Raw genomic sequence first — 24,744 nt, 5'->3', positions numbered from 1 at the left:
CGTCCTCGGCCGCGAGCACGGCGGCCCGCGATACCTCGGGCTGAAGGAAGGCCCAGTTCGCTTTCGCGATCGCATTGACAATGCGTCGTTCACCGCATGTCGCACGACTTAGGGGGCCGCATGTCGACCGCCGCCCGCGCCTCGCGAAACTCCTGCTGCGCCGCGTGGAGGGCGCTTGCTCTCTGGGCGTGGCCAGTCTCCGACGGGTCATGGATCACGTGGTCCGAGAGGGCTGCGAGTTCGTCATCGAGTGCAGCCTGGGCTCGAACGTAGATCAGACGTTTCTCCTGCAGCCAACGCTTCTCGCGATCGATCGCCTGATCGCACTCGTCCCGCTCGTTGGCGTCGCGCCGATTGATCGCGGACGTCCCGGCACCCCAAACGGGTCCCACCGTTCCGAGCACGAGCGCAACGATCGTTCCGGCGTCCATGCTCAGATCGGATCGGACGACGGCACGCCGCGGTCGGAGACGTGCTCGGTCCAAGCCGTGCCGTCCCACCAGCGGTGCTCGTGGCGCCCCGTGAAGTCGGGTGCCCAGTGGGGCGGCGGAGGCGGGGGAGTCTGGGTTGCTGGGGGAGCCGGCGGCGCCGCAGCGGGCGCCGGTCGGTCGACAGCGGCCGCTGGTGCGGCGGCCCCGCGCCCCGGGCGCACCGTGGTCGAACCGCCCGCCTCCTTGGCCCTCGCGGCCCCGTCGGCGACCTGAGCCTTGGCGCGATCCAGGCTGGCGATCGCCCGGTCCGCGACGACCTTCGCGTCGGCGTAGGGGCGCAGAGCCGCTGCTTCGTTGGCGGACAACTGCCGGCCTTCCGCGGCACGTCCGCGTGCGATCGCGGCCCGGGTCTTGCTGTTCACGAACATGCCGACGGTCTGGCCCTTGCTCCGCGTCTTGAGCCGCGCATCCTGGTACGCCGCGCGCACTCCGCGCTCGGCTTCGGTGAGAGCCCGCTTGACCTCGCGCACGTCGCGGATCGCACCGGCGAGCACCAGCTTGGCCTCGGCGTAGTCATCCGTGGCGAGCGCCTCGTTCGCCTCCGTCTGCGCCGCGCGGACGAGCCGCTCGATTTCCTTGGCGTAGTCGCGTTTCCCCATGCGGTCACCCTGTCAGTGGGCCGCGCCACCGTGCGTGCGCCACACGGGTGCGGCTAGCTGCGTCATGCCTTCGAGCTAAGACACGGGACGCATCGAGGTGTTGACGTGGATCGACACAACGGACCCCCCGAGCGGAATATCTGCTCGGGGGGTCCGTGTGATGAGCAGCGCGCGCTCGCAGTGGTTGCTGGCGGTCGAAGGTCTACGCCTCCGGGTACAGACGCCGGCGCTTCTTGACGCGCTTGAGTACGGGCCGACCATCCTCGATGACGAGGTAGTGGCTGATCTCATTGATCCAAATGTCCATGGGGCACCTCCTTCCGGTCTTGCTCGCCGGGCCGGCATCACCGCTCCGAGCATGACCGGGGTCACGACGTGCGATCTCGGCTTCGAACTCACAACCGAATGCTGACCGCGTGTACCCTCGTGACTAGCGCGCGCCCGGGCAGGAAACGCGTCACGAAGAGCCTCAGGTTGGCATCGAGCCCACTTGAGGCTCTTTGCTTCCCGCTTGGCGATGAGTCTACTGGGCGGAATCCACACGCAAGGGCGCCTACGAAATGGGGATTACGTAGGGGTCAAAATATTCACGTCACGACAATATTGGCCGAAGATCTTGCCGTGGAACATCGAGCCCGCCCATAACGGCTCAGGCGCCGTGCCGCAGGGGCGTCGACCAGGTGCGCAGCCCGGCGACGTGGCCCCATGGCCTCGCATTCGGCTCGGCGGGCTGAAGCAGCGTGCACCAGCCGTCCAAGCCCGCCAGGTCGACGGCGTCCAGCCCGAGCCTCGGTCGCACGCCAAGATGGGCCAGGAAAGCACGCCCCATCGCGCTCGGGCCGCATGAGCCGACCGCGTCAACGACGGCCTCGCACGCCGGGCACAGATGCCCGTCGATCGGCTCCGGGTTCGGCCGACCTCCGAGGGTCCCGGGTGCGCCCGCCGCGGCGTCGACGCGGAGGCGGCCCGCGACGGGACGACCTGCACAACGCCGCTGCCGCACATCAGGCAGCCGCGCGGCCCCTCGCCGGGCGGCCGTACTGGCCGGGGACCTGCAGCAGCCCGGCGTAGCTGTCGCGCAGCATCGCCCCGGGGCGGGGCTTGCTGGAGTAGGCCGAGATGTCGTTGTCGATAAATGCGCAGCGACCTGCCATCCGAGCCGCTCCGCCAGTGCCTGTCAGTCGGCCTCCCGGCGCTCGACGCCCAGCCCCGCGCCCTCCTTGTCGTTGCTGATCCGCGCGTAGATCACGACCTCGACGACGTCGTCGTCCTCACCCAGAGCCTCCATGCCGACCCATCGGCGAGCGGCGAGCGGCGACGGTCCCTGAGGTGCGACGGGTCTGGACGCGCGGACGGCGCCCACCCTGGTGCAGGTGGGCGCCGTCCTGTGGAGCTGGATCAGGCGAGCTTGGCCGCGAGGTTGGCGTCGAGCGTCGCGAGGAACTCCTCGGTGGTCTGCCAGGCCTGGTCCGGGCCCACCAGCGACGCGAGGTCCTTGGTCATGGCGCCCGACTCGACCGTCTCGACGACGACCTGCTCGAGGGTCTCCGCGAACTGCGTGACCTCGGGGGTGCTGTCCAGCTTGCCGCGGTGCTTCAGGCCGCCGGTCCACGCGAAGATCGACGCGATCGGGTTGGTCGACGTCGGCTTGCCGGCCTGGTGCTGGCGGTAGTGGCGGGTCACGGTGCCGTGCGCGGCCTCGGCCTCGACGGTCTTGCCGTCGGGCGTCATGAGCACGGACGTCATGAGGCCGAGCGAGCCGAAGCCCTGCGCGACGGTGTCGGACTGCACGTCGCCGTCGTAGTTCTTGCAGGCCCAGACGTAGCCGCCCTCCCACTTCATGGCCGCGGCGACCATGTCGTCGATGAGGCGGTGCTCGTACGTGAGCCCGGCGGCGGCGAAGTCGGCGGCGTACTCGGCGTCGAACACCTCCTGGAAGATGTCCTTGAACGAGCCGTCGTAGGCCTTGAGGATCGTGTTCTTCGTCGACAGGTAGACCGGGTAGCCGCGCTGGATGCCGTAGGCGAACGAGGCCCGCGCGAAGTCCCGGATCGAGTCGTTGAAGTTGTACATGCCCATGGCGACGCCGCCGCCCTCGGGGTACGTGACGACCTGCTGGTGGATCGGCTCGGAGCCGTCCGCGGGCGTGTAGGTCATGGTCAGCGTGCCGGCACCGGGGACCTTGAAGTTGGTGGCGCGGTACTGGTCGCCGAACGCGTGACGGCCGATGATGATCGGCTTGTTCCAGCCCGGCACCAGGCGCGGGATGTTGCTGATGATGATCGGCTCGCGGAAGACGACGCCGCCGAGGATGTTGCGGATCGTGCCGTTCGGCGAGACCCACATCTTCTTCAGGCCGAACTCCTCGACGCGGGCCTCGTCGGGCGTGATCGTCGCGCACTTGACGCCGACCCCGTGCTCCTTGATGGCGTTCGCGGCGTCGACGGTCACCTGGTCGTCGGTGGCGTCCCGGTTCTGGATCGACAGGTCGTAGTAGCGCAGGTCGATGTCGAGGTACGGGTGGATCAGGCGGTCCTTGATGAACTGCCAGATGATGCGCGTCATCTCGTCGCCGTCGAGCTCGACGACCGGGCCGACAACCTTGATCTTCGCCATGCGGGGATCTCCTGTGCTGGGGACGGGTGGGGGCACGGCACGATGTTGCGGGGGTGCCGGCGCGGGTCCGCGGACAAGATTACTCGACGTCGAGAGATTCTTGTGGGTGGGTCGGCGGTCCGCCCCTCGGCGCGCGCCGTGACCGATGGCACCCGGACTGGCATGCTGGCCCCACCAGGGGCATTGCGCAGATCGTCACGTCGTCACGACCGCACAGCCGGACGTGGCAGGCTCCGCGCGCACCTCCCCCTTTCACCGACGGTTACTCACGACAGGATCGACATGTCACAGGACACCCCCGACAAGGCCGCCGGCTCCCCGGAGCCCGACGAGACCACGGTCGCCGGCTCGCCCGAGCCCGAGGAGACGACGGCCGCTGCGGCTGCCGACGCACCCGCCGCCACGGCTGAGCCCGTCGCGCCGGAGACCGACGAGGTCGTCGAGGAGGACGACGAGGACGTCGTCGTCGAGGAGCTCGACGCCTACGTCGTGCCCGCCGGCACCGTCGTCGTCACCGGCCCGGGCCTGGTCGCCCGCCTGGGCGCCGAGGCCTTCGGCACCTTCGCGCTCGTGCTCGTGGGCGTCGGCATCGCGCTCTACTCGAGCTTCAGCGGCGTCGGCGGCACGCTCGCCGTCGCCCTCGGCTTCGGCATCGCCGTCCTCGCGGGCATCATCGCCGTCGGGCACGTCTCGGGCGGTCACTTCAACCCCGCCGTGACGCTCGGCGCCGCCATCGGTGGCCGCACGCCGTGGCGGGACGTCCTGCCCTACTGGCTCGCGCAGCTGCTCGGCGGCATCCTCGCCGCGGCGATCCTGTTCATCACCATCCCGGCCAAGCTGCCGGCGCTGCTCGACACCAGCGGCAACGCCACGGCGAAGTCCTTCTTCTCGGGCGTCTCCAACGGCTACGGCGCGCACTCGCCGCTGGCCAAGCTCTCGACCGGCCAGGTCGAGTTCTCCCTCGTCATCGGCCTGCTGGTCGAGATCGTGGTCACCGCCGTGTTCGTCGGCGTCATCCTCGGCGCCACGGACCGCCGCTCGGCCAACAAGCAGGCGCCGTTCGCCATCGGCCTGGCGCTCGCCGTGCTCATCCTGGTCGCGCTGCCCGTGACGAACGCGTCGCTCAACCCGGCCCGCTCGACGGCCACGGCGATCTTCTCGGAGAGCTGGGCCCTGAGCCAGCTGTGGCTGTTCTGGGTGGCCCCGCTGGTCGGCGCCGCGCTGGCCGGCCTGGTCTACCGCGCCTTCGCGGCCGAGCCCGCCGAGGACAACCTGCTCGAGGAGGACGACGCGTACATCACGACGGACGACGTCCTCGTGGTCTCGGAGCGCTGACCCGCTCCTGAGCGCGACGACGGCCCGGGACCGCACTGGTCCCGGGCCGTCGTGCGTCCGGTCAGGCCGAGGGCAGGATCTGGGCCAGCACCGCGAGGCCGATCCCCAGCAGGAGGAGCACGGCCACGTCGAGCGACTTGGCCCGCACCGCGAGCGCCACGGGCCCCGGCGACGGCAGCACGGCGCGCACGACGGCGCACACGATCGCGACGGCCGCGAGCACGAACGCGCCGGCACGCGTGCCGACGGCGAGCGCGACGACGATCGCGACCACGATCCCCGAGCTGGTCCACCACAGGGAGACGTTGCGGGCGGCGTCCAGCGACGCGCGCGCGATCGCCCGCGGGTCCAGCGGGGCCTCCTCCACCGGGATCGGGCCGGTCGGGGGCGGCACGGGCGCAGGGGCGTCGGGCGCCGGCTGCGCAGGGGCGGTGGGAATCGGCGGGACGTCGTCCGGCGGGCCGGCCGCGGGGCGCGCGTGGGCAGCGTCGGCGTGGGCAGGACTCGCACCGCGCACGCCGGCTCCCCCGCTCACTCGCTCCTCCACCATCCGTCGTTTGCCTCCCGACGGGAGACTACCGTTGCGTGGTGAGCGCCCGGACCGAGTCGGCAGCCCAGGACACCCCACCCGTGCGGGACGTGCTCGTGATCGGCGCCGGGCTCGCCGCCGCCCAGACGGTCGCCGGCCTGCGTGAGCAGGGGTTCGACGGCCGGGTCGTGGTGCTGGGGGCCGAGGAGGTCGCGCCGTACGACCGGCCGCCGCTCTCTAAGCACCTGCTGGACCGGCCGGAGCCCACGTGGCTGACCCAGGAGATCGGTGTCGACCTCCTCGGCCTCGCCGACGAGGTGCACCTGGGCTCGCCTGCGCGCGGCCTGTCCTTGTCGGGGGCGCGGCCCGAGGTGAGCACCGCCGACGGCGTCCTGGCCGCGGACGCGATCGTGGTGGCCACGGGCGCGCACGCCGTCCGGCCGCCCGGCTGGGACGCCGCGCTGACCCTGCACACGGCCGCCGACGCGCAGCGCCTGAGGTCGGCCCTGGTGCCGGGCACGCGGCTCGTGGTCATCGGGGCCGGCTGGATCGGCGCCGAGGTGGCGGGCGTCGCGGCGGCGGCGGGCGTCGACGTGGTCGTCCTGGAGGCCACGGGCGCCCCGCTGGCCGGCGCGCTCGGCCCGACCGTCGGAGAGCTCACCGCCCCCTGGTACGCGGCGGCCGGGGTCCGGCTGCTCACCGGCGAGCACGTGGTCGAGGTCGGCGCGAACGGCGTGAGCCTGGCGGACGGCAAGCTCGTCGCCGCCGACGTCGTCCTCGCCGCCGTCGGCGCACGCCCGACCACCGACTGGCTGGCCGGCGCGCTCCCCCGCGAGTCCGACGGGTCGTTGCGCGTGGAGGAGCACCACCAGGTGATCGGCGCCCCGGGATCGGTCCGTGCGGTCGGCGACGTCGCGCTGCGGCGGTCCCGGCGGCACGGCTGGGTGCCCGGCGGGCACTGGGACGGCGCGCTGCGGGGACCCGCCGCGATGGTGGCCCACCTGCTGGGCTCGCCGGCGGACGCCCCCGACGTGGCTCCCTACGTCTTCTCCACGCAGCTGGGCCACGAGCTGGCGCTCTTCGGGCAGCCGCACCCCGACGACGAGGTGGTGCTGCGCGGCGACCCGACGGCCGACGGCTGGGCGGCGCTGTGGTTCCGGCGGGGCGGTGACGACGTCGCGGCGATCCTCACGGTCGACCGGCCGCGCGACGTCGGCGCCGCGCGCCGGCTGTTCACCGGCGCCGCGCTGCCGCGCCTCGACCGCACGCTGGCGCGGGACCCCGGGCGAGCGCTGCGCGAGGCAGCGCTCGCCTGAGGGTGCCTCAGTGGGCGAAGTGCCGCGTGCCCGTCAGGTAGAGCGTCACGCCGGCGGCCGCGGCCGCGGCGACGACCTCCTCGTCCCGGACCGAGCCGCCGGGCTGCACGATCGCGCGCACGCCCGCGTCGATGAGCACCTGCGCCCCGTCGGCGAACGGGAAGAACGCGTCCGACGCCGCGACGGCCCCGCGCGCGCGCTCGGTGTCACCGGCGTTGGCGCGCTCGACCGCGAGCCGGCACGAGTCGACGCGGTTGACCTGCCCCATGCCGACGCCGACCGACGCGCCGTCGTGGGCGAGCAGGATCGCGTTGGACTTCACGGCACGCACGGCCCGCCAGGCGAACTCGAGGTCGCGCAGCGTCGCCTCGTCGGCGGGCGCGCCCGACGCCAGCGTCCACGCCGCGGGGTCGTCGCCCGGGGCGTCCACCTGGTCGAGCTCCTGCACCAGCAGCCCGCCGCTGACGGCCCGGCGCTCGGTGCGCACACCCTGTGTCGGCGTCACCCGCAGCAGGCGGATGTTCTTCTTGCGGCCGAGGATCTCGAGGGCCTCGGGCTCGTAGTCCGGCGCGACGACCACCTCGGTGAACACCGGCGCGATCTGCTCCGCGGCCGCCGCCGTGAGCGTCCGGTTGGTGGCGATCACGCCGCCGAACGCCGAGACCGGGTCGCACGCGTGGGCCTTGGCGTGGGCGTCGGCGACGTCCGCCCCCACGGCGATCCCGCAGGGGTTGGCGTGCTTGATGATGGCGACCGCGGGTGCGGCGTGGTCGTGCGCGGCGCGCCAGGCCGCGTCGGCGTCGACGTAGTTGTTGTAGCTCATCGCCTTGCCGTGCAGCTGCTCGGCCCCGGCCAGGCCGCGGCCCGCCGCGCCGTCCGGCGTCAGGTACAGGGCGGCCTGCTGGTGCGGGTTCTCGCCGTAGCGCAGCACCTCGCCGCGCACCCAGGTCGACCCCGTGAAGGCCGGGAAGCCCGAGTCGGCGGCGGCCTGGTCGGGCGCGTACTCGGCGGCGAACCAGCTGGCCACAGCGGCGTCGTACGCGGCGGTGTGCGCGAAGGCGTCGGCCGCGAGGAGGCGGCGGGCCGCGAGCGTGAAGCCGCCGGCACCGACGGCCGCGACGACCTCGTCGTACCGCGCGGGGTCGACCACCACGGCGACGCTCGGGTGGTTCTTCGCGGCCGCGCGGACCATGGACGGCCCGCCGATGTCGATCTGCTCGACGCACTCGTCGGGCCCGGCGCCGGACGCCACCGTGGCGGTGAACGGGTACAGGTTGACCACGACGAGCTCGAACGGCGCGATGCCCAGCTCGTCCAGCTGCGCCAGGTGCTCGGGGCGGCGCGTGTCCGCCAGCACGCCGGCGTGCACCCGCGGGTGCAGCGTCTTGACGCGCCCGTCCAGGCACTCGGGGAACCCGGTGAGGTCCTCCACGCGCGTGACCGGCACGCCGGAGGTCGCGATGGTCGACGCGGTGGACCCGGTGGAGACGATCTCGACGCCGGCGGCGTGCAGCGCGGCGGCGAGCTCGGTCAGGCCGGTCTTGTCGTAGACGCTGACGAGTGCGCGGCGAACAGGGCGCTGGGCTTCGGTGGCTGACATGGCGGCTCCCGTGAGGCAGGGTCGGCTAGGGCGGACCCATGCACCCAGGCGGGCGGTGCGAGGCGGGGCACTGCGGCCGCTCCCCGGTGGTTGAGCCCACCTGCGCCAGTCACGACCGTGGCCGAGTCTAGCGGCACCCGTCGGGGGCGACGTCAGCCGGCGGGCCTCCCCCGTCCGGCGGCAGACGGGCGGGCAAGGTTCCGGCATGCTCGGCGCAGGACGGCGGGAGGGCGGACGGACGTGCACGAGCAGGTCGGGGTGCCCGGACCGGGACGGCCCGCGCAGCCTCCCGGGGCACGGAGGCCCGACGGCGAACGCGCACTGCTCTGGGCGGCTGCGACTCTCGCCGCGTCCGTCGCGTTCGCGCTCGCGTCGCTGATCGCTGGACTCGCCGGCTTCCAGAGCGTCGAGCGTGTCCGCGACACCACCCGCGTGGCCTACGGGGTCGCCGCCACGGTCCTCGCGACCGGGGTGCCTGCGGTGGTCCTCGGGATCCGTGGCGCCCGCCGACGGCGGGGACGCGCGGCCGGGATCGTGGCGCTCACGCTCGCCGGCCCGGTCGTGTCGCTCGTCATCGTCGACGTGCTCGCCGTCGCCCGCGGCTGACCCCCAGGCCGGCGTCGTCTCAGCCGACGATCGCGTGCCGCCCCTCGACGCGCAGCCCCTCGCGCGCGATGCGGCCGACCCACTCGACCAGCAGCGTCCGCTCGACCGCCTTGATGCGCTCGTGCAGCGTGGCCTCGTCGTCGTCGGCCTCCACCGGCACGGTGGCCTGCGCCAGGATCGGGCCGGTGTCGACGCCCTCGTCGACCACCATCACGGTGCAGCCCGTGACCTTGACGCCGTACGCGAGCGCGTCCCGCACCCCGTGGGCGCCCGGGAACGACGGCAGCAGCGCCGGGTGGGTGTTGACGATCCGGCCGCCGAACCGCCCGAGGAACGTGGCGCCGAAGAGCTTCATGAACCCCGCGAGCACGACGAGGTCCGGGCTGAACACCGCGACCGTCTCGGTGACGGCGGCGTCCCAGGCCGCGCGGTCGTCGAAGTCCTTGAGCGAGACGACCGCCGTCGGGATGCCGGCCGTCCGCGCGATGTCGAGGGCGCGGATGCCGTCGCGGTCGGCCACCACGGCCACGACCCGCGCGCCGTACGCGGGGTCGTCGTGCGCGTCCAGCAGCGCGGCGAGGTTCGAGCCCGTGCCGGACACCAGGACCACGAGGCGGCCGGCGCTGCGGGTGGCCGGGGCAGGACGGGGAGGGGTCTCGTGCGTCACGGCAGAGACCCTATCCGCGGGCGGCGGACGCGCGTCCGCCCCGCGGCGTCCGTGGGCGAGAATGCTCGGGTGAGCAACCCGTACGCACCCCCCGAGGACCGTCCGCGCCCGCCGGACGGAGACCGGGCGGACGTGCCGGTCGCCCAGCTGCCGTGGCCGCCGCCCGCGCCGCGTGCCGTCCCGGCCGAGCCCGCCCGCACGCCGCCCGACCCGGAGCAGGTCGCCCGCGCCCAGAGCCTCACGCGCCTGTTCGGGGTGCTCGTCCTGTCGTCGGTGCTGGTCGCCACGCTCCCGCTGCCCTGGCAGGCCGCCGGCCTGGTCTTCGCGCTCGGCGCGCTCGTCGTCGGGGTCCGCGCGCTGGTCGTGTCGGTGCGGGCACGCGCCGGCGGGCTCACGCCGATGATCGCGGTCGGCGTCGTCATCGCGCTCTTCTGGTCGTTCCTGCTCATCCTGCAGCTGGCGCTCTGGCCCATGCAGCAGGCGAAGCAGGAGTGCCTGCAGGGCGCCCTGACGATCAGCGCGCAGAACGCCTGCGCCGCCCAGTACGACAAGGCCGTGCAGGACCTCCTCGACTCGCGCACGACGGGCTCCTAGGCGCCGTCGGCACCCCGCCGCAGCCCGCGCAGCGCCCGGCCGACCTCGGCGCGCAGGGGCCGGTCGCCGGGCAGGGCCACCAGCAGCGCGCCGACGAGCACCCCGGCGCCCGCCAGCAGCCCGACCCAGGCGCCCTGGGCGCCGACGTCGGAGAGCCGGTCGGGCCCGACACCGCCGCTGGCGGCGGTGACCAGCAGGGTGACGACGACGAACGCGGTCACGCCGGCGGTCGCGCACGCCGCCAGGCACTCCCACCAGCGCTGCGTGACCAGGCGGCGGTGCAGGTACCAGCCGACCAGGGCGCCGACGACGACCAGCACCAGCGGGACCAGGCTGGTCGCGGGACCGGCGATGTCCGGCGTGGGCAGCGCGCCGAGCATGGGCACGGCCGGCAGCGGCCCGCCGACCACGCCGTCGGGCGCGAAGTGCGTCCCGTCGCCCACCGCGAAGCCCGCCCCGGTCAGCCAGGCCAGCGCCCACACCACCAGGTTGGGCAGGTACGCCAGCTCGGCGACCGCCAGCACCACGCCGCCGACGGCGTCCAGGCCGAGGCCGCGCACCACGTCCCCGATGGTGGCGCGCCCGGCGACGACCCAGAGGGTGGCGACCGCGGCGGCGACGAGCACGAGCGCCGCGGCGGCGAGCACCCCGCCCGCAGCCCCGGTGCGCAGCGGCGCCGGGAACCGCGACCAGCCCCGCCGGGTGAGGTCGCGCAGCGCGGGGGCCTCGGGCCGCGCCAGCAGGCCGGTGCCGAGCCCCACGGCGGCGACCGCCGCACCGCCGACCACCGCGCGCAGCAGGCCGGACCCGGACACCCCGTCGAGCAGGGCCAGGACCACCGCGACCAGCGTGTACGTGCCGATCCCAGCCGCGTAGGCCGGCCAGGTGGCGAGGCCGGACCGCCGCGCGGAGGCGTAGCAGACGAAGATGGCCAGCACGGTCACGCCGAGCGGGACGAGCGACACCGTCACCGCGCCCACCTGCGCCGGCACGCCGTGCCCGAGCAGCCAGAGCGACGTCCCGACCCCCACGGACCGGAACCAGCCGACGCCGCTGTTCGACGGGTCCGCCGAGGTCGCCACGTACGCGGCCACGGCCGGCAGCGCGAGCACGAGCAGCGAGAGCAGCGCCGCCTGGAGCGCGGAGAGGACCCCGGCCACCCAGCGGGGCGCGCCGTCGAGCGCGGAGGTGAAGAACGCGGGCGCCGCGTCGTCGGACAGCGTGCGGCGACGGCGACGGTCGACGACGGGAGTCGCCGGGACGCTGCCCGTACGGGGACCGGTGGAGCTCACCGTGCCATGGTCGCCGCCGCGCGCGTCCGTTCCCCGAACCCGGCCCGGCGCGTCGGCCGTGCGGTGAGACACGTCGACCCCGGCGAGCGCAGGCTCACCGGGGTCGACGGGACGGTTGTCAGCTCAGCAGCTGGCGCGCGAGGTCGGCCGTCTCGGACGGCGTCTTGCCGACCTTGACGCCCGCGGCCTCGAGGGCCTCCTTCTTGGCCTGGGCGGTGCCCGACGAGCCGGACACGATGGCGCCTGCGTGGCCCATCGTCTTGCCCTCGGGGGCCGTGAAGCCGGCGACGTAGCCCACGACGGGCTTGGTCACGTGCTCGGCGATGTAGGCCGCCGCGCGCTCCTCGGCGTCGCCGCCGATCTCGCCGATCATCACGATGACCTCGGTCTCGGGGTCCGCCTCGAACGCCGCGAGGGCGTCGATGTGCGTCGTGCCGATGATCGGGTCGCCGCCGATGCCGATGGCCGTCGAGAACCCGAAGTCCCGCAGCTCGTACATCATCTGGTAGGTCAGCGTGCCCGACTTCGACACCAGGCCGACCCGGCCGGGGCCGGTGATGTCCGCCGGGATGATGCCGACGTTCGACTTGCCGGGGCTGATCAGACCGGGGCAGTTGGGGCCGATGAGCCGCACGCCCTTGTCCAGCGCGAGCGCGAAGAACTCGGCGGTGTCGGCCACCGGGACGCCCTCGGTGATGATGACGACCAGCGGGATGCCGGCCTCGATCGCCTCGACGACGGCGGCCTTGGTGTGGGCCGGCGGCACGAAGATCACGGAGACGTCCGCGCCGGTCTCGTCCATGGCCTCGGCCACGGTGCCGAACACAGGGACGTCGACGCTCGCGTCACCGACCGGGAACGTGACGGACGTGCCGGCCTTGCGCGGGTTCACGCCGCCGACGACGGACGTGCCGGACGCGAGCATGCGGGTCGTGTGCTTCTGGCCCTCGGAGCCCGTCATGCCCTGGACGATGACCTTGGATGCCTCGGTCAGGAAGATCGCCATGGTGGTGTCTGCTTCTCTCTACGGGGGTTCAGGCGGCGGCGTGGGCGAGCTCGGCCGCCTTGTCGGCGCCGCCGTCCATCGTGTCGGCGATCGTCACCAGCGGGTGGCCGGCCTCGGCGAGGATGCGGCGACCCTCGAGCACGTTGTTGCCGTCGAGGCGCACGACCAGCGGCTTGGAGGCCTCGTCGCCGAGGATCTCGAGGGCCGTCACGATGCCGTTGGCGACGGCGTCGCACGCCGTGATGCCGCCGAACACGTTGACGAACACCGACTTGACCTGCGGGTCCGTGAGGATGATGTCGAGGCCCGCGGCCATGACCTCGGCGCTCGCGCCGCCGCCGATGTCGAGGAAGTTGGCCGGCTTCACGCCGCCGTGCGCCTCACCGGCGTACGCGACGACGTCGAGCGTGCTCATGACGAGCCCCGCGCCGTTGCCGATGATGCCGACCTCGCCGTCGAGCTTGACGTAGTTGAGGTCCTTCTCCTTGGCGCGCGCCTCGAGCGGGTCCGCCGCGGCGGCGTCCTCGAGCTCGGCGTGCTCCGGGTGCCGGAAGCCGGCGTTCTCGTCGAGCGTGACCTTGCCGTCGAGCGCGACGATGTCGCCGTCCTCGGTGAGCACCAGCGGGTTGACCTCGACGAGCGTCGCGTCCTCGCTGCGGTACACGGTCCACAGCTTCTGCAGGACGTCGGCGACCTTGGGCGCCAGCTCCGGCGTGAACCCGGCGGCGGCGACGATCTCGTCGGCCTTGGCCTGGTCGATGCCGGTGCGCGGGTCGACCGCGACCTTGGCGAGGGCGTCGGGACGCTCCACCGCGAGCTGCTCGATCTCCATGCCGCCCTCGACCGAGCACATCGCCAGGTAGCGGCGCTCGGCGCGGTCCAGCAGGAGGGAGAAGTAGAACTCCGTCGCGATCTTCGCGCCCTGCGCGATCATCACGCGGTGGACCGTGTGGCCCTTGATGTCCATGCCGAGGATCTCGCCGGCCTTCTCGGCCGCGTCGTCCGCGTTGCGCGCGAGCTTGACGCCGCCCGCCTTGCCGCGGCCCCCGACCTTGACCTGAGCCTTGACGACGACCACGCCGTCCTGGCCTCCCAGGAGCTGCTCGGCGCCTGCGCGAGCCTCCTCGGGGGTCGTGGCGACGACGCCGCCCAGGACGGGCACGCCGTGCTTCTCGAAGATGTCACGCGCCTGGTACTCGAACAGGTCCACCTGGTCTGGGTCCTCTCATCACCGGCGTTCGACGGCCTCTGTGCGGCCGAAACGCCCCGGTCGATGGTAGCGGCCGGGCGGAGATCTCTTCACATCGAGAGATGTGGCGTGCGCGACGCTCGCGTGCGCGAACGCCGCCGAACCCTTCCCGACGAATGCGACGTTCCGCTACGTTCGCCCGCATGGATCCGGTGACGGACGTCGCTGCACTTCTCGCCACCCCCGTCGTGGACGGTCGCGACCGATGAGCGCCCCCTCGGACACCGCACCCACGGCCTCGGTCGCGCGGCTCGCCGTGGTGCGCGACGTGGCGGCCGGCGTCCCCGACCCCCGCGCGCTCGGCCGGCCCGTCCTGGTCGGAGTCGACGGTGGCGACGGCGCCGGCAAGACCACGTTCGCCGACGAGCTCGCCGCCGAGCTGTACCGCAGCGGCCGCCACGTCGTCCGGGTGGGTGTCGACGGCTTCCACCGTCCCCGAGAGGAGCGCTACCGCCGGGGCCGCCACTCCCCCGAGGGCTACTGGACCGACGCCTACGACTACGACGCCCTGCGCACCGAGGTGCTGGAGCCCTTCGCGCCCGGCGGCAGCCGCCGGTTCCGCCGCGCGGTCCGCGACGTCCGCACCGACATCGCGCTCCACCTGCCACGCGAGGCCGGCACGGACCGCACCGTGCTCGTCGTCGACGGGGTCTTCCTGCTCCGCGACGAGCTCGCCGCCTGGTGGGACTTCTCCGTCTACCTCGACGTCGACTTCGCCGAGACGTTCGCGCGCATGTCGGTCCGCGACGGCAGCCCGTCGGACCCGACCCACCCCGCGAACGCCCGGTACGTCGAGGGGCAGCGCCTGTACCTCGCCGCGTGCCGCCCGGCCGCCCGCGCGACGGTCGTCGTCGACAACCGCGACCTGGCCCACCCCCGCGTGGTCCCCCACACCTGACGGACCCGCCGCACCCACACCCCGGACGTCCGCACATCCGGTCGCCCCGACAGCCGAATCCGCGGACGCTGGGTCCATTACCCCGCAACGTCCGCACATCCGGTCGCCCCAGCGCGCTGATCCGCGGACGTCCCGAGCCTTGCCGCCGGACGTCCGAGCACCTAGGGGCCCTGACGTCTCCTTGCTCGGACGTTGCGATGCGAACCGCCGGACGTCCGAGCACATGGGGGTCCTGACCTCTCCTTGCTCGGACGCTAGGTCGTCAACTTGGGTTGACATTCGATCAGTGTCAACGTAGGTTGACGGGCATGTCCGATGAGCTGATGACCGCGGCCGCCAGTGCCGCCGAGCCCGCCGAGGGCCTCCGGGCCGTCCGCGCGCTGCGGGCGCTGGCCGACCGGCTCGAGGCCCTGCACGTCGAGCGGGCCCGCGGGCTGGGGTGGTCCTGGCAGCAGGTCGCCACGGCCCTCGGGGTCTCGCGGCAGGCGGTCCACAAGAAGTACGGGAAGAGGTTCGGCTGATGTTCGAGAGGTTCGCCCACGACGCCCGCGAGGCCGTCGTCCACGCCCAGGACGAGGCACGCAGCCTCGGCGCCGACCACATCCGCACGGAGCACGTGCTCCTCGGCGCCGTCCGCGCCCCCGACGCCGTCGCGACCCGCGCCCTCCTCCGGCTCGGCGTGGACGGGGCCGCCCTCCTCGCCGCCGTCCGCGCGCTGCCGTCCGACGCGATCGACGCCGACGCGCTGGCGGGGGTCGGCATCGACCTCGACGCCGTGCGCGCGCAGGTGGAGGCGTCGTTCGGGCCCGGCGCGCTGGACGGGCCCGGGGCACCCCGGACGACGGCCGGGCACCTGCCGTTCGACGCCGACGCCAAGAAGATGCTGGAGCTCGCGCTGCGCGAGGCCATCCGGTTCCGCCACCGTCGGATCGACACGGGGCACCTGCTGCTCGCCGCCGTGCGCGTGGACGGCTCGGGCGCCTACCGCGCGCTGGCGTCCGCCGGGGCCGGGGTCGAGGCGGTCCGCGAGGCGGTCGCCGCCGTGTGGGCCGACGTCCCGGTGGGCTGACCGTGGGCGCGGGTGTCAGCCTGGCCGGCGCACTGCGCACCCGGGCGTGGGCGCGCCGGATCCCCCGGGCCCCGGCGGGTCAGAGCTTGGTGACCGGCGAGAACCGCAGCAGCAGCCGCTTGGTGCCGTCGGTGCCGAAGTCGACCTTGGCCACGGCGTTCGGACCCGCGCCCTCGAGCGCGATGACCGTGCCGAGCCCGTACGAGTCGTGCGTCACCCGGTCGCCCACCGACAGCTGCGGGATCGCCGACTCGGGCCGGGGCGTGGCCGACCCGAAGGTGGCGCCGGTGGACGGCAGCGACTTGCGCGGCTCGCTCCGCGGCGCCGACCGGTACCCGCCGCCCGACGAGGAGCCGTAGCCCGAGCCGTAGCTGGACCGCAGCTGCTGGGTCGACGACTCGCGCCGGCGCCAGTCGATGAGCTCGTCGGGCAGGTCGTCGAGGAACCTGCTGGCGGGGAACTCGTTGGGCACGCCCCAGGCCGTACGAACCGCTGCACGCGAGATGTACAGCCGCTCCCGGGCGCGCGTCAGGCCGACGTACGCGAGCCGCCGCTCCTCCTCGAGCTGCTGCGAGTCGGACAGCGACCGCAGGTGCGGGAACGTGCCGTCCTCCATGCCCGTGAGGAACACGACGGGGAACTCGAGCCCCTTGGCGGTGTGCAGCGTCATGAGCGTGACCACGCCCTGGTCGGGGCGCGCGCCCTCCTCGTCCCCGCCGTCCGCGTCGGGGATCTGGTCCGAGTCGGCCACCAGCGACACGCGCTCGAGGAAGTCGGCCAGGTCGCCCTCGGGGTCGCTCTGCTCGAACTCGGAGGCGACGGCGTGCAGCTCGGCCAGGTTCTCCACGCGGGACGCGTCCTGCGGGTCCTCGCTCGCGCGTAGCTCGGCCAGGTAGCCCGACCGGTCGAGCACCGCGCCGAGCACCTCGGCGGGACCCGCGCCGGAGGCCGCGAGCGCGCGCAGGTCGGTCATCATCGTCGCGAAGGCCGTCAGGCCGGTGATCGCGCGGGTGCCGAGCCCGGGCACCTCGTCGAGCAGGTCGAGCGCCGCCCCGAACGAGATCCGCTCCCGCTCGGCGAACCCGGCGACCATGGCCTCGGAGCGGTCGCCCAGCCCGCGCTTGGGCACGTTGAGGATGCGGCGCAGGTTGACGTCGTCGTCGGGGTTGGCGATCGCGCGCAGGTACGCGACGGCGTCCTTGATCTCGCGGCGCTCGTAGAACCGCGTGCCGCCGACCACCTTGTACGGCAGCCCGACGCGGATCAGCACCTCCTCCAGCGCCCGGGACTGCGCGTTCGCCCGGTAGAAGATGGCCACGTCACCGGGACGGACGCCCTCGGCGTCGCCCAGCCGGTCGATCTCCTCCGCGACGAACCGTGCCTCCTCGTGCTCGGTGTCCGCGACGTACGCCACGATCTGCGCGCCGGCGCCGGAGTCGGTCCAGAGGCGCTTGTTCTCGCGGCCCGGGTTGCGGCTGATCACCGCGTTGGCGGCCGAGAGGATGGTCTGCGTCGAGCGGTAGTTCTGCTCCAGCAGGATGGTCCGCGCGTCCGGGTAGTCGACCTCGAACTCGAGGATGTTCCGGATCGAGGCGCCGCGGAACGCGTAGATCGACTGGTCGGCGTCGCCCACCACCGTGAGCTCACCGCGCGGGAGCTCCATGTCCGTGGAGTCGTCGACGATCCCGCGGGACGAGCCGACCAGCTCCCGCACCAGCACGTACTGCGCGTGGTTGGTGTCCTGGTACTCGTCGACCAGCACGTGCCGGAACCGGCGCCGGTAGTGCTCGGCCACCGCGGGGAACCCCTGCAGCAGGTGGACGGTGGTCATGATCAGGTCGTCGAAGTCCAGCGCGTGCGCCTGCTTGAGCCGGGCCTGGTAGCGCGTGTAGACCTGCGCGAGCGCGGTGTCGAAGTCGTTGGCCGCACCGCCGCCGGAGGTCGCCGCGAACGTCTCGGGGTCCACCAGCTCGTCCTTGAGCGACGAGATCTTCGATGCGAGCGCCTTGGCCGGGTACCGCTTGGGGTCCAGGTCGAGCTCGCGCGCGACGAGCGTGAGCAGGCGCTGCGAGTCCGCCGAGTCGTAGATGGAGAAGCTCGACCGCAGGCCCAGCGTCGCCGCCTCGCGCCGCAGGATCCGCACGCACGCGGAGTGGAACGTCGACACCCACATCCGCCCGGCCGCCGGCCCGACCAGGTGCTCGACGCGCTCGCGCATCTCGGCCGCGGCCTTGTTGGTGAACGTGATCGCGATGACCTCGCCCGCGCGCGCCCGGCCCGTGGCCAGCAGGTACGCGATGCGGTTGGTCAGCACCCGCGTCTTGCCCGAGCCGGCGCCCGCGACGATGAGCAGCGGGCCTCCCTGGTGCAGCACGGCCTCGCGCTGCTGAGGGTTCAGGCCGACCAGCAGGGCGTCCGCCTCGGCCTGTCGACGGGCGCGCCGCTCGGCCGACCCGGCGTCCTGGGAGCCGTCCGCGGGGACGCTGGGCACGGGCAGGGAGAGGTTCTCGAAGAGCGACGTCATGGCCCCCCAAGGATAGGCGCCGCGACTGACAACGCCGCGCTCCCGACGGCGCGGCTGTGGACGTCCGTCAGGTGATCGCGAGCGCCGTGAGCCACGCGCCGGTCGCGACGAGAGCCGCGGCGAGCTCGACCAGGATCGTCAGCCCCGTGGCCTGCAGCGCCGCGACGGTCGCGCGCCAGGCGGGTCGGGGCTCCCGCGACCGCAGCCACTCGGCGAGGTAGATGCCGAGCACGAACCCCACGAACAGGCCGACCACGGGGATGACGAAGAACCCGACCACGCCGGCGATCCCACCCCAGACCAGGGTGGACGACGGGACGCCCGCGCGCTTGAGGTGCCGGCCGGCGAGCAGGTACTTGCCGACGAACGCGAGCGCGGTGACCACGACGGTGATCGTGACGACGGTCCAGCCCGCGGTCCCGCCGGTGACGACGCCCCACACGATCACGGCGGCCGCGACCAGGAGGCCGCCCGGGAGCACCTGGACCACGACCCCGACCAGCCCGACGAGCACGACGAGGCCGACGAGCAGGTCACCGACGGAGTTCACGCGTTGGACAGTAGCCGCCGCCGGCCGGACCGGCTCAGTGCCAGAGGACCGCGATCGCGATGTTCGCCACGGTGAGCCCCGCGATCGCGCCGAGGTAGCCCGTGGTCACCCGCGCCGGCTTGCGCACGCCCAGGATCACCAGGGCCGTGACGACGAGGGCGATCACCAGCTTGACGGCGATCTTCGTCGTGTTCGGCTCGTGCCCGGCCAGCCCCGCGGAGGCGATGCCGGCGAGCGCGATGCCCGTGACCAGCGCCGTGAGGATGCCGTGCAGCACTCCGGTCGCGATCTTCGGGGTCCGCAGGTTGACCAGGGTGCCGCCGAGCACGATGGCCCAGCCGATGAGGTGGAGGACGATGAGCAGCTGGTAGACGAGATCCATGCCTCCAGCGTATCTGACGTCCAGTCAGAAAAAGCCCGTGACGACCGCGGCCGGACCCGCATGATGCAGACTCGGTGGGTGATCAGTGCCGATCGACGACCGGAGCCCCTCGCATGACCCGTGCCGACCTCTCCTCCGCGCTGCTGACCAGCGACTTCTACTCGTTCCAGGACGTCCTCACGCCGGTCGAGAACGAGCGGGTCCTGGCGGTCCGGGAGTTCCTGGAGACCGACGTGCGGCCGATCGCGGACGACTGCTGGGACCGGGCCGAGTTCCCGGTGCACCTCATCCCGCGGATCGGCGAGCTGGGGCTGCTCGGGCCGATGTGGCCGGAGACCGTGCGCTTCGAGAACAGCGCCGTCTACCGCGGCTGGGTGGCCCTCGAGCTCGCGCGCGTCGACGCGGGCGTCTCGACATTCGTCGGCGTGCAGAACGGGCTGACCATGGGCGCGATCGGCGTCGGCGGCTCGCTCGAGCAGCGCGCCGAGCTGCTGCCGCCGATGAGCCGCGGCGAGCTGGTCGGCGCCTTCGGCCTCACCGAGCCCCTGTCCGGCTCCGACACGGCGCGCGGCCTGCGGACCACCGCGCACCGCACCGGCGACACCTGGGTGCTCAACGGCGCCAAGCGTTGGATCGGCAACGCCACGTTCGCCGACCTCACGGTCATCTGGGCGCGCGACACGGCCGACGACCAGGTCAAGGGGTTCCTCGTGCGCCGCGGCACCCCCGGGTTCACCGCGACCAAGATCGAGCGCAAGCAGGCGCTGCGGTCGGTGCAGAACGCCGACATCCTGCTCGACGGGGTCGAGGTGTCCGAGGCCGACCGGCTGCCGAACATCCACTCGTTCCGCGACGTCGCCACCGTGCTGCGCCTGACCCGGGCCGAGGTCGCGTGGCAGGCGGTCGGCGTGGCCATCGGCGCGTACGAGGCGACCGTGCGGTACGCGCTCGAGCGGCAGCAGTTCGGCAAGCCGATCGCGTCGTTCCAGCTGGTGCAGGACCGGCTCGCGCGCTGCCTGGGCAACATCACCGCGAGCATCGCGCTGTGCGTCCGGGCCTCGCAGCTGGGCGACCAGGACCGGCAGGGCGACGAGCACTCGGCGCTGGCCAAGGCGTACACCACGACCGCGATGCGCGAGACCGTGGCCCTGTGCCGCGAGACGCTCGGCGGCAACGGCATCCAGCTGGACCACGGCGTCGCGCGTCACATGGCCGACGCCGAGGCCGTGTACTCGTTCGAGGGCACGAAGGACATGAACCACCTCATCGTGGGGCGGGCCATCACGGGCATCGCGGCCTTCGTCTAGCGCCCTGCGGATCAGGCCGCGACGTACAGGACGACGGTCTCCGCGACCAGCGCCGGCCTGGTCGCGCCCTCGATCTCGATCGTGACGGTGAAGCCCACCCGGACGCCCTGCGGGGTCGGCTCGGCGCTGCGGACGGTCGTCGACGCCCGGATGCGGGACCCGGCGGTCACCGGCTGCAGGAACCGGACGCGGTCGAGCCCGTAGTTGACCACGAGGCCGGTCCCGCCCACCTCGACCAGCCCCGCGGTCAGTGCGGGGATCAGGGCGAGCGTGAGGTAGCCGTGCGCGACGGTCGACCCGAACGGCCCCTGGGCGGCGCGGTCCGGGTCCACGTGGATCCACTGGTGGTCGTCGCTCGCGTCGGCGAAGGCGTCGATGCGCGCCTGGTCCACCGTGAACCAGCCGTCCGCCGTCGCGTCGCGACCGACCGCGTCCAGCAGGCCGGCCGGCGTCGCGACCGCGATCACGCCTTCGGCCCGCCCGCGACGTACAGCACCTGCCCGTTGACGAACCCCGCGGCCTCGGAGCAGAAGAACGACACGGCGTTCGCGATGTCCTCGGGCTGCCCCACGCGCCCGACCGGGATGTCCTTGGCCACCCCCTCGACGAACTGCTCGTACGTGAGGTGCAGGCGCTCGGCGGTCTGCCGGATCATGTCGGTCGCGATGAACCCCGGCGCCACCGCGTTCGTGGTGATGCCGAACCGGCCGAGCTCGAACGCCAGCGCCTTGGTGAACCCCTGCAGCCCGGCCTTCGCCGCCGCGTAGTTGGCCTGCCCGCGGTTGCCCAGCGCGGACGTGCTGGACAGGTTGACGATGCGCCCCCAGCCCGCGGCGACCTGGTGCTTCTGCACCTCGCGGCTCATGAGGAACGCGCCGCGCAGGTGCACCGACATCACCGAGTCCCAGTCGGTCTCGGTCATCTTGAACAGCAGGTTGTCGCGCAGGATCCCGGCGTTGTTGACCAGGACGGTAGGCGCCCCGAGCTCGTCGACGACGCGCGCGACCGCCGCGGCCGCCGCGTCGGTGTCGCCCACGTCGGCACCGACGGCGATCGCCTCACCGCCGGCCGCGCGGACGGCGTCGACGGTCGCCGCGCAGTCCTCCTCGCGCAGGTCGAGCACGGCGACGCGCAGCCCGTCGGCGGCCAGCCGCAGGGCGGTCGCGGCGCCGATGCCGCGGGCGGCCCCGGTCACCAGGGCGGTACGAGGGTCGGTCACGGCGGTTCCCTTCGGAGTGGACGATGGAGTCACCTTGGCGTGGACGGCCCGCCGCCACCACCCCGCGCGTACCCGGCCATCCGCAGGGCGGTGTCGACCAGCTCCACCCGGTCGAGGCGCGCGACCTCGTCGACGCGCAGGTCGGGCATCACAGCAGCCGCCGCGCCGCCGCCCAGCGCGTGAGCTCGTGCCGGCTCGACAGCTGCAGCTTGCGCAGCACCGCGGAGACGTGGGTCTCCACGGTCTTGATCGAGATGAACAGCTCGGACGCCACCTCGCGGTAGGAGTACCCGCGCGCGATGAGCCGCATGACCTCGCGCTCGCGGGCGGACAGGCGGTCGAGCTCGTCGTCGCCGATGGCCACGTCGCCCGCCGCCGCGCCGAAGGCGTCGAGCACGAACCCCGCCAGCCGCGGGGAGAACACCGCGTCGCCGCCGGCCACGCGGCGCACGGCGTCGGACAGGTCGGTGCCGTCGATCGCCTTGGTCACGTACCCCCGGGCGCCCGCGCGGATGACCGCGACCACGTCCTCGGACGCGTCGGACACCGACAGGGCCAGGAACCGGGTCTGCCCCAGCAGGTCGGTGCACGCCCGGATCACCTCGGCGCCGCCGCCCCCGTCGCCACCGGGCAGGTGCACGTCGAGCAGCACCACCGGCGGCGTGAGCTCGCGCACCAGCCGGATGGCGTCGTCCACCGTGTCCGCCTCGCCGATCACGCGCACGCCGGCGTCGAGCGACGCCTTCACACCTGTCCGGAACATGTGGTGGTCGTCCACCAGCACCACGTCGACCGTCTCGCTCATGACTGGACTCCTTGTTCCTCCGTGGACCGGATCGGCACGACGAGGTGCACCTCGGTCCCGCGCTCGGGGCTGCTGGTGACGGTCGCCGTCCCGCCACGGCGGCGCACGCGCCCGATGATCGACTCGCGCACGCCGAACCGGTCGGTGCCCACCTCGTCGAGGTCGAACCCGTCGCCGTGGTCGCGCACGAACACCTCGACCTCCGCGGCGCCGACCTCCAGGTACAGCGACACGGGGGGCCGGCCGTGCACCACGGCGTTGACCAGCGCCTCCCGCGTGGCCTGCAGCAGCGCCTCGGTGTCGGCGTCCGGCACGCGGTCGCCGACCACCACCGACTCGACGGCGACGGGGTCGCCCGACGGGCCGGACCGGGAGTCCTCGACCTCCGCGACGATCCCCCGCAGCGCGGCGGCCACGGAGGTGCCGGGCGCCGGGCGGTCGTCGTAGAGCCACTCGCGCAGCTCCCGCTCCTGGGCGCGCGCCATGCGGGCGACCTCGGCCGAGTCGTCGGACCGCGAGCGGATCAGCGCGAGCGTCTGCAGCACGGAGTCGTGCAGGTGCGCTGCGATGTCGGCGCGCTCCGACTCCCGGGCCCGGGCCGCGCGCTCGTCGCCCAGCTCGCGCACCAGCCGCAGCCACCACGGCGTGAGCACCAGCGCGACGCCGCCGAGCATGATGAGGGCCGCGACGATCGACTGCGCGAGCGTGGCCGTGTCGACGCCCTCCCCCGACGCCAGCCCGACGAACAGCAGCACCCCGACGCCGGCCAGCAGGATCCCGCCGGCCACCCGCAGCACGCTCACCGGCGTCCGGCCCCCGGCCCGGTCCCGCAGCCGGCCCCGCTGCACCGCGTCCAGCTGGCTCCACGCCAGCCACAGGCCCGCCAGCACGATGAGCGCGGGCAGGATCCAGTCGGCCTGCACGTCGGCGCCGGACCGGACAGCGATCAGCAGGGCCGCGGCGACCACGAGCACGGCGCCGATCGCGATGTCGGTCACCGGGATGCGGCGGCCCGGCTCGATGAGTGCCTGCCGTCGGGCCAGCCGGGTCAGCGCGCTCGGCCGCACCTCCTGCGCCGCGTCCGCGGGGTCGCCGGCGGGGACGGCGAGCCACCAGAACACATAGAGCAGGGGTCCGATGCCGGCGATCGGCGTGAGCACCACGAACGCGAGCCGCACGAGGCCGACGGGCAGGTCGAGGTGCGCCGCGAGCCCGAGGGCGACGCCGCCGAACCAGCGCCCGCGCGCGGGGCGGCGCAACGGCAGCCGTCGGCGGGCGAGCAGGGTCTCGGTCGGGTGCACGGTCCGATCGTCACACGCCCCGGCGTCCGTCGGGGTGCCGTCCAGGGTTGGTTCAGGGGTGCGCGCCGACAGGTTCAGGGTGCGGTCAGGGGACCACCCGATGCCGCGGGCTCCGCCGGACGGCCAGGATCGAGTCATGGACACGACCACCCCCGCCGGCGCGGAGCCGGCCGCAGAACCCACCGCCACGCCGCCCCACCCGTCGAACAGCTTCTTCGCGGGCGTCCGGCGGCTCGGCATCACCCGCTCCGACGACCGCTGGATCGGCGGCGTCAGCGCCGGCGTCGGCGACCGGTTCGGCCTCGACCCCCTGCTGGTGCGCGGCATCTTCGTCGCCACGCTGCTGCTGGGCGGCCTGGGCCTGGTCGCCTACGGCGTCGCCTGGGCGCTGCTGCCCGAGCGCCGCGACGGTCGGATCCACGTCGAGGAGATGATCCTCGGCCGCTTCGACATCGCCCTGCTGGGTGCCCTCGCCTTCGTGATCGTCGGCTTCGGCCGGGGCGACAACTGGTTCTTCTTCTGGGGGCCTCCGGGCTGGGTGCAGGGACTGCTCTGGCTCGCGTTCGTCGGCGGCATCGTGACGCTGATCATCGTCGTCGCCAACCAGCAGCCCTCGCGGCCGCGGCAGCCCGTGGCCTACGGCCCCTACGTGCCGCCGGCACCGGGCGCGACGCCCGCCGCCGCCCCGGCTCCGACGTACCCGGCCGGGACCTACCCGGCGGCGACCTACCCGGCCGCTGCCTACCCGGCCGCGGCGTCGGCCGCCACGTACCCGGCAGCGGCGTCCGC

At 73.6% G+C, this 24,744-nt stretch carries 27 protein-coding genes and 1 riboswitch; of the genes, 10 read left to right on the top strand and 17 right to left on the bottom strand.

Features of this window, described 5'->3' with window-relative positions:
- Nucleotides 1-89: 89 nt before the first annotated feature.
- Both AB5970_RS11245 and AB5970_RS11240 read right to left on the bottom strand, forming a co-directional pair.
- The gene (locus AB5970_RS11245; RefSeq protein WP_370504033.1) at nucleotides 90-431 is read right to left on the bottom strand and encodes a hypothetical protein; all 342 of its coding nucleotides are present in this window, start codon (nucleotides 429-431) and stop codon (nucleotides 90-92) included.
- A gap of 2 nt (nucleotides 432-433) precedes the next feature.
- Nucleotides 434-1,090, bottom strand: coding sequence for a DUF2510 domain-containing protein (locus AB5970_RS11240; protein WP_370504032.1), 657 nt, complete (start codon nucleotides 1,088-1,090; stop codon nucleotides 434-436).
- Nucleotides 1,091-1,250: 160 nt separating this feature from the next.
- On the opposite strand from AB5970_RS11240, the gene AB5970_RS11235 reads away from it, so the two are divergent.
- Complete coding sequence (locus AB5970_RS11235; protein ID WP_370504031.1) at nucleotides 1,251-1,502, top strand: hypothetical protein; 252 nt, start codon at nucleotides 1,251-1,253, stop codon at nucleotides 1,500-1,502.
- 592 nt (nucleotides 1,503-2,094) lie between these two features.
- Here AB5970_RS11235 and AB5970_RS11230 read toward each other — a convergent pair.
- Together AB5970_RS11230 and AB5970_RS11225 are read right to left on the bottom strand one after the other, a co-directional pair.
- A complete protein-coding gene (locus tag AB5970_RS11230; protein WP_370504030.1) occupies nucleotides 2,095-2,244 on the bottom strand; it encodes a hypothetical protein in 150 nt (49 codons plus the stop codon).
- 244 nt (nucleotides 2,245-2,488) lie between these two features.
- Nucleotides 2,489-3,706, bottom strand: coding sequence for an NADP-dependent isocitrate dehydrogenase (locus AB5970_RS11225; protein WP_370504029.1), 1,218 nt, complete (start codon nucleotides 3,704-3,706; stop codon nucleotides 2,489-2,491).
- Nucleotides 3,707-3,988: 282 nt separating this feature from the next.
- Between AB5970_RS11225 and AB5970_RS11220 the strand changes: the two genes are divergently transcribed.
- The gene (locus AB5970_RS11220) at nucleotides 3,989-5,041 is read left to right on the top strand and encodes an MIP family channel protein (RefSeq protein ID WP_370504028.1); all 1,053 of its coding nucleotides are present in this window, start codon (nucleotides 3,989-3,991) and stop codon (nucleotides 5,039-5,041) included.
- Between the two features lie 61 nt (nucleotides 5,042-5,102).
- Here the strand turns inward: AB5970_RS11220 and AB5970_RS11215 are convergent, their stop codons facing one another.
- Nucleotides 5,103-5,435: a DUF3017 domain-containing protein gene (locus AB5970_RS11215; RefSeq protein ID WP_370504027.1), complete on the bottom strand. Its 333-nt coding sequence runs from the start codon at nucleotides 5,433-5,435 to the stop codon at nucleotides 5,103-5,105.
- A gap of 194 nt (nucleotides 5,436-5,629) precedes the next feature.
- Here AB5970_RS11215 and AB5970_RS11210 point away from each other — a divergent pair, with 194 nt between their 5' ends.
- Nucleotides 5,630-6,886, top strand: coding sequence for an NAD(P)/FAD-dependent oxidoreductase (locus tag AB5970_RS11210; RefSeq protein WP_370504026.1), 1,257 nt, complete (start codon nucleotides 5,630-5,632; stop codon nucleotides 6,884-6,886).
- Nucleotides 6,887-6,893: 7 nt separating this feature from the next.
- Here the strand turns inward: AB5970_RS11210 and purH are convergent, their stop codons facing one another.
- Complete coding sequence (gene purH, locus AB5970_RS11205; RefSeq protein WP_370504025.1) at nucleotides 6,894-8,486, bottom strand: bifunctional phosphoribosylaminoimidazolecarboxamide formyltransferase/IMP cyclohydrolase; 1,593 nt, start codon at nucleotides 8,484-8,486, stop codon at nucleotides 6,894-6,896.
- 35 nt (nucleotides 8,487-8,521) lie between these two features.
- Nucleotides 8,522-8,609, bottom strand: a riboswitch (ZMP/ZTP riboswitch).
- A gap of 117 nt (nucleotides 8,610-8,726) precedes the next feature.
- Between purH and AB5970_RS11200 the strand changes: the two genes are divergently transcribed.
- Nucleotides 8,727-9,092 carry a hypothetical protein gene (locus AB5970_RS11200; protein ID WP_370504024.1) on the top strand — a complete coding sequence of 122 codons (366 nt, stop codon included), beginning with the start codon at nucleotides 8,727-8,729 and terminating at the stop codon, nucleotides 9,090-9,092.
- Nucleotides 9,093-9,111: 19 nt separating this feature from the next.
- Here AB5970_RS11200 and purN read toward each other — a convergent pair whose 3' ends face one another.
- Nucleotides 9,112-9,759 (bottom strand): phosphoribosylglycinamide formyltransferase, encoded by a 648-nt coding sequence (gene purN / locus AB5970_RS11195; protein WP_370504023.1) that lies wholly within the window; start codon nucleotides 9,757-9,759, stop codon nucleotides 9,112-9,114.
- A gap of 69 nt (nucleotides 9,760-9,828) precedes the next feature.
- Here purN and AB5970_RS11190 point away from each other — a divergent pair, with 69 nt between their 5' ends.
- A complete protein-coding gene (locus AB5970_RS11190; protein ID WP_370504022.1) occupies nucleotides 9,829-10,353 on the top strand; it encodes a hypothetical protein in 525 nt (174 codons plus the stop codon).
- Here AB5970_RS11190 and AB5970_RS11185 read toward each other — a convergent pair.
- From AB5970_RS11185 to sucC, 3 genes are all read right to left on the bottom strand, one after another.
- Nucleotides 10,350-11,645, bottom strand: a complete 1,296-nt coding sequence (locus AB5970_RS11185) for a cell division protein PerM (RefSeq protein ID WP_370504021.1) — start codon at nucleotides 11,643-11,645, stop codon at nucleotides 10,350-10,352. The genes AB5970_RS11190 and AB5970_RS11185 overlap by 4 nt on opposite strands.
- A 118-nt stretch (nucleotides 11,646-11,763) precedes the next feature.
- Entirely contained in the window at nucleotides 11,764-12,651 is an 888-nt protein-coding gene (gene sucD / locus AB5970_RS11180; protein WP_370504020.1) for a succinate--CoA ligase subunit alpha, read from the bottom strand.
- A 28-nt stretch (nucleotides 12,652-12,679) separates the two neighbouring features.
- Nucleotides 12,680-13,861, bottom strand: coding sequence for an ADP-forming succinate--CoA ligase subunit beta (gene sucC, locus AB5970_RS11175; RefSeq protein ID WP_370504019.1), 1,182 nt, complete (start codon nucleotides 13,859-13,861; stop codon nucleotides 12,680-12,682).
- A 244-nt stretch (nucleotides 13,862-14,105) separates the two neighbouring features.
- Between sucC and AB5970_RS11170 the strand changes: the two genes are divergently transcribed.
- The 3 genes from AB5970_RS11170 (at nucleotide 14,106) to AB5970_RS11160 (ending at nucleotide 15,867) form a co-directional block, all read left to right on the top strand.
- Nucleotides 14,106-14,798, top strand: a complete 693-nt coding sequence (locus tag AB5970_RS11170; RefSeq protein ID WP_370504018.1) for a uridine kinase — start codon at nucleotides 14,106-14,108, stop codon at nucleotides 14,796-14,798.
- Between the two features lie 308 nt (nucleotides 14,799-15,106).
- Entirely contained in the window at nucleotides 15,107-15,319 is a 213-nt protein-coding gene (locus AB5970_RS11165; protein WP_370504017.1) for an RNA polymerase subunit sigma-70, read from the top strand.
- Nucleotides 15,319-15,867 (top strand): Clp protease N-terminal domain-containing protein, encoded by a 549-nt coding sequence (locus AB5970_RS11160; protein ID WP_370504016.1) that lies wholly within the window; start codon nucleotides 15,319-15,321, stop codon nucleotides 15,865-15,867. The genes AB5970_RS11165 and AB5970_RS11160 overlap by 1 nt, the downstream gene beginning before the upstream one ends.
- A 79-nt stretch (nucleotides 15,868-15,946) precedes the next feature.
- Here the strand turns inward: AB5970_RS11160 and pcrA are convergent, their stop codons facing one another.
- The 3 genes from pcrA to AB5970_RS11145 form a co-directional block, all read right to left on the bottom strand.
- Nucleotides 15,947-18,391 (bottom strand): DNA helicase PcrA, encoded by a 2,445-nt coding sequence (gene pcrA, locus AB5970_RS11155; protein WP_370504015.1) that lies wholly within the window; start codon nucleotides 18,389-18,391, stop codon nucleotides 15,947-15,949.
- Between the two features lie 67 nt (nucleotides 18,392-18,458).
- A complete protein-coding gene (locus AB5970_RS11150; protein WP_370504014.1) occupies nucleotides 18,459-18,941 on the bottom strand; it encodes a DUF456 domain-containing protein in 483 nt (160 codons plus the stop codon).
- A gap of 34 nt (nucleotides 18,942-18,975) precedes the next feature.
- Complete coding sequence (locus AB5970_RS11145) at nucleotides 18,976-19,323, bottom strand: hypothetical protein (RefSeq protein WP_370504013.1); 348 nt, start codon at nucleotides 19,321-19,323, stop codon at nucleotides 18,976-18,978.
- A gap of 113 nt (nucleotides 19,324-19,436) precedes the next feature.
- Between AB5970_RS11145 and AB5970_RS11140 the strand changes: the two genes are divergently transcribed.
- Nucleotides 19,437-20,630 (top strand): acyl-CoA dehydrogenase family protein, encoded by a 1,194-nt coding sequence (locus tag AB5970_RS11140; protein WP_370504012.1) that lies wholly within the window; start codon nucleotides 19,437-19,439, stop codon nucleotides 20,628-20,630.
- Between the two features lie 11 nt (nucleotides 20,631-20,641).
- Here AB5970_RS11140 and AB5970_RS11135 read toward each other — a convergent pair whose 3' ends face one another.
- From AB5970_RS11135 to AB5970_RS11120, 4 genes are all read right to left on the bottom strand, one after another.
- Nucleotides 20,642-21,097, bottom strand: coding sequence for a MaoC family dehydratase (locus AB5970_RS11135; RefSeq protein WP_370504011.1), 456 nt, complete (start codon nucleotides 21,095-21,097; stop codon nucleotides 20,642-20,644).
- Nucleotides 21,094-21,849, bottom strand: coding sequence for a 3-oxoacyl-ACP reductase FabG (gene fabG, locus AB5970_RS11130; protein ID WP_370504010.1), 756 nt, complete (start codon nucleotides 21,847-21,849; stop codon nucleotides 21,094-21,096). The genes AB5970_RS11135 and fabG overlap by 4 nt, the downstream gene beginning before the upstream one ends.
- A 148-nt stretch (nucleotides 21,850-21,997) precedes the next feature.
- Nucleotides 21,998-22,654 carry a LuxR C-terminal-related transcriptional regulator gene (locus tag AB5970_RS11125; protein ID WP_370504009.1) on the bottom strand — a complete coding sequence of 219 codons (657 nt, stop codon included), beginning with the start codon at nucleotides 22,652-22,654 and terminating at the stop codon, nucleotides 21,998-22,000.
- Entirely contained in the window at nucleotides 22,651-23,955 is a 1,305-nt protein-coding gene (locus AB5970_RS11120; RefSeq protein WP_370504008.1) for an ATP-binding protein, read from the bottom strand. Before AB5970_RS11120 ends, AB5970_RS11125 begins: the two co-directional genes overlap by 4 nt.
- A gap of 136 nt (nucleotides 23,956-24,091) precedes the next feature.
- Between AB5970_RS11120 and AB5970_RS11115 the strand changes: the two genes are divergently transcribed.
- Nucleotides 24,092-24,744, top strand: a 653-nt coding sequence (locus AB5970_RS11115; protein WP_370504007.1) for a PspC domain-containing protein, incomplete at its 3' end; no start/stop codon positions are given.

This window comes from Cellulomonas sp. ICMP 17802, assembly GCF_041295535.1.
GTDB lineage: Bacteria > Actinomycetota > Actinomycetes > Actinomycetales > Cellulomonadaceae > Cellulomonas.
The sequence above is the reverse complement of the archived record's forward strand: the minus strand, read 5'-3'. Positions and strand labels throughout refer to the sequence as shown.

Coding starts and splice junctions, on each gene's coding strand:
- AB5970_RS11245 (WP_370504033.1), bottom strand. CDS start 431: ATGGACGCCGGAACGATCGTTGCGCTCGTGCTCGGAACGGTGGGACCC.
- AB5970_RS11240 (WP_370504032.1), bottom strand. CDS start 1,090: ATGGGGAAACGCGACTACGCCAAGGAAATCGAGCGGCTCGTCCGCGCG.
- AB5970_RS11235 (WP_370504031.1), top strand. CDS start 1,251: ATGAGCAGCGCGCGCTCGCAGTGGTTGCTGGCGGTCGAAGGTCTACGC.
- AB5970_RS11230 (WP_370504030.1), bottom strand. CDS start 2,244: ATGGCAGGTCGCTGCGCATTTATCGACAACGACATCTCGGCCTACTCC.
- AB5970_RS11225 (WP_370504029.1), bottom strand. CDS start 3,706: ATGGCGAAGATCAAGGTTGTCGGCCCGGTCGTCGAGCTCGACGGCGAC.
- AB5970_RS11220 (WP_370504028.1), top strand. CDS start 3,989: ATGTCACAGGACACCCCCGACAAGGCCGCCGGCTCCCCGGAGCCCGAC.
- purH (WP_370504025.1), bottom strand. CDS start 8,486: ATGTCAGCCACCGAAGCCCAGCGCCCTGTTCGCCGCGCACTCGTCAGC.
- sucD (WP_370504020.1), bottom strand. CDS start 12,651: ATGGCGATCTTCCTGACCGAGGCATCCAAGGTCATCGTCCAGGGCATG.
- AB5970_RS11170 (WP_370504018.1), top strand. CDS start 14,106: ATGAGCGCCCCCTCGGACACCGCACCCACGGCCTCGGTCGCGCGGCTC.
- AB5970_RS11165 (WP_370504017.1), top strand. CDS start 15,107: ATGTCCGATGAGCTGATGACCGCGGCCGCCAGTGCCGCCGAGCCCGCC.
- AB5970_RS11160 (WP_370504016.1), top strand. CDS start 15,319: ATGTTCGAGAGGTTCGCCCACGACGCCCGCGAGGCCGTCGTCCACGCC.
- pcrA (WP_370504015.1), bottom strand. CDS start 18,391: ATGACGTCGCTCTTCGAGAACCTCTCCCTGCCCGTGCCCAGCGTCCCC.
- AB5970_RS11145 (WP_370504013.1), bottom strand. CDS start 19,323: ATGGATCTCGTCTACCAGCTGCTCATCGTCCTCCACCTCATCGGCTGG.
- AB5970_RS11140 (WP_370504012.1), top strand. CDS start 19,437: ATGACCCGTGCCGACCTCTCCTCCGCGCTGCTGACCAGCGACTTCTAC.
- AB5970_RS11125 (WP_370504009.1), bottom strand. CDS start 22,654: ATGAGCGAGACGGTCGACGTGGTGCTGGTGGACGACCACCACATGTTC.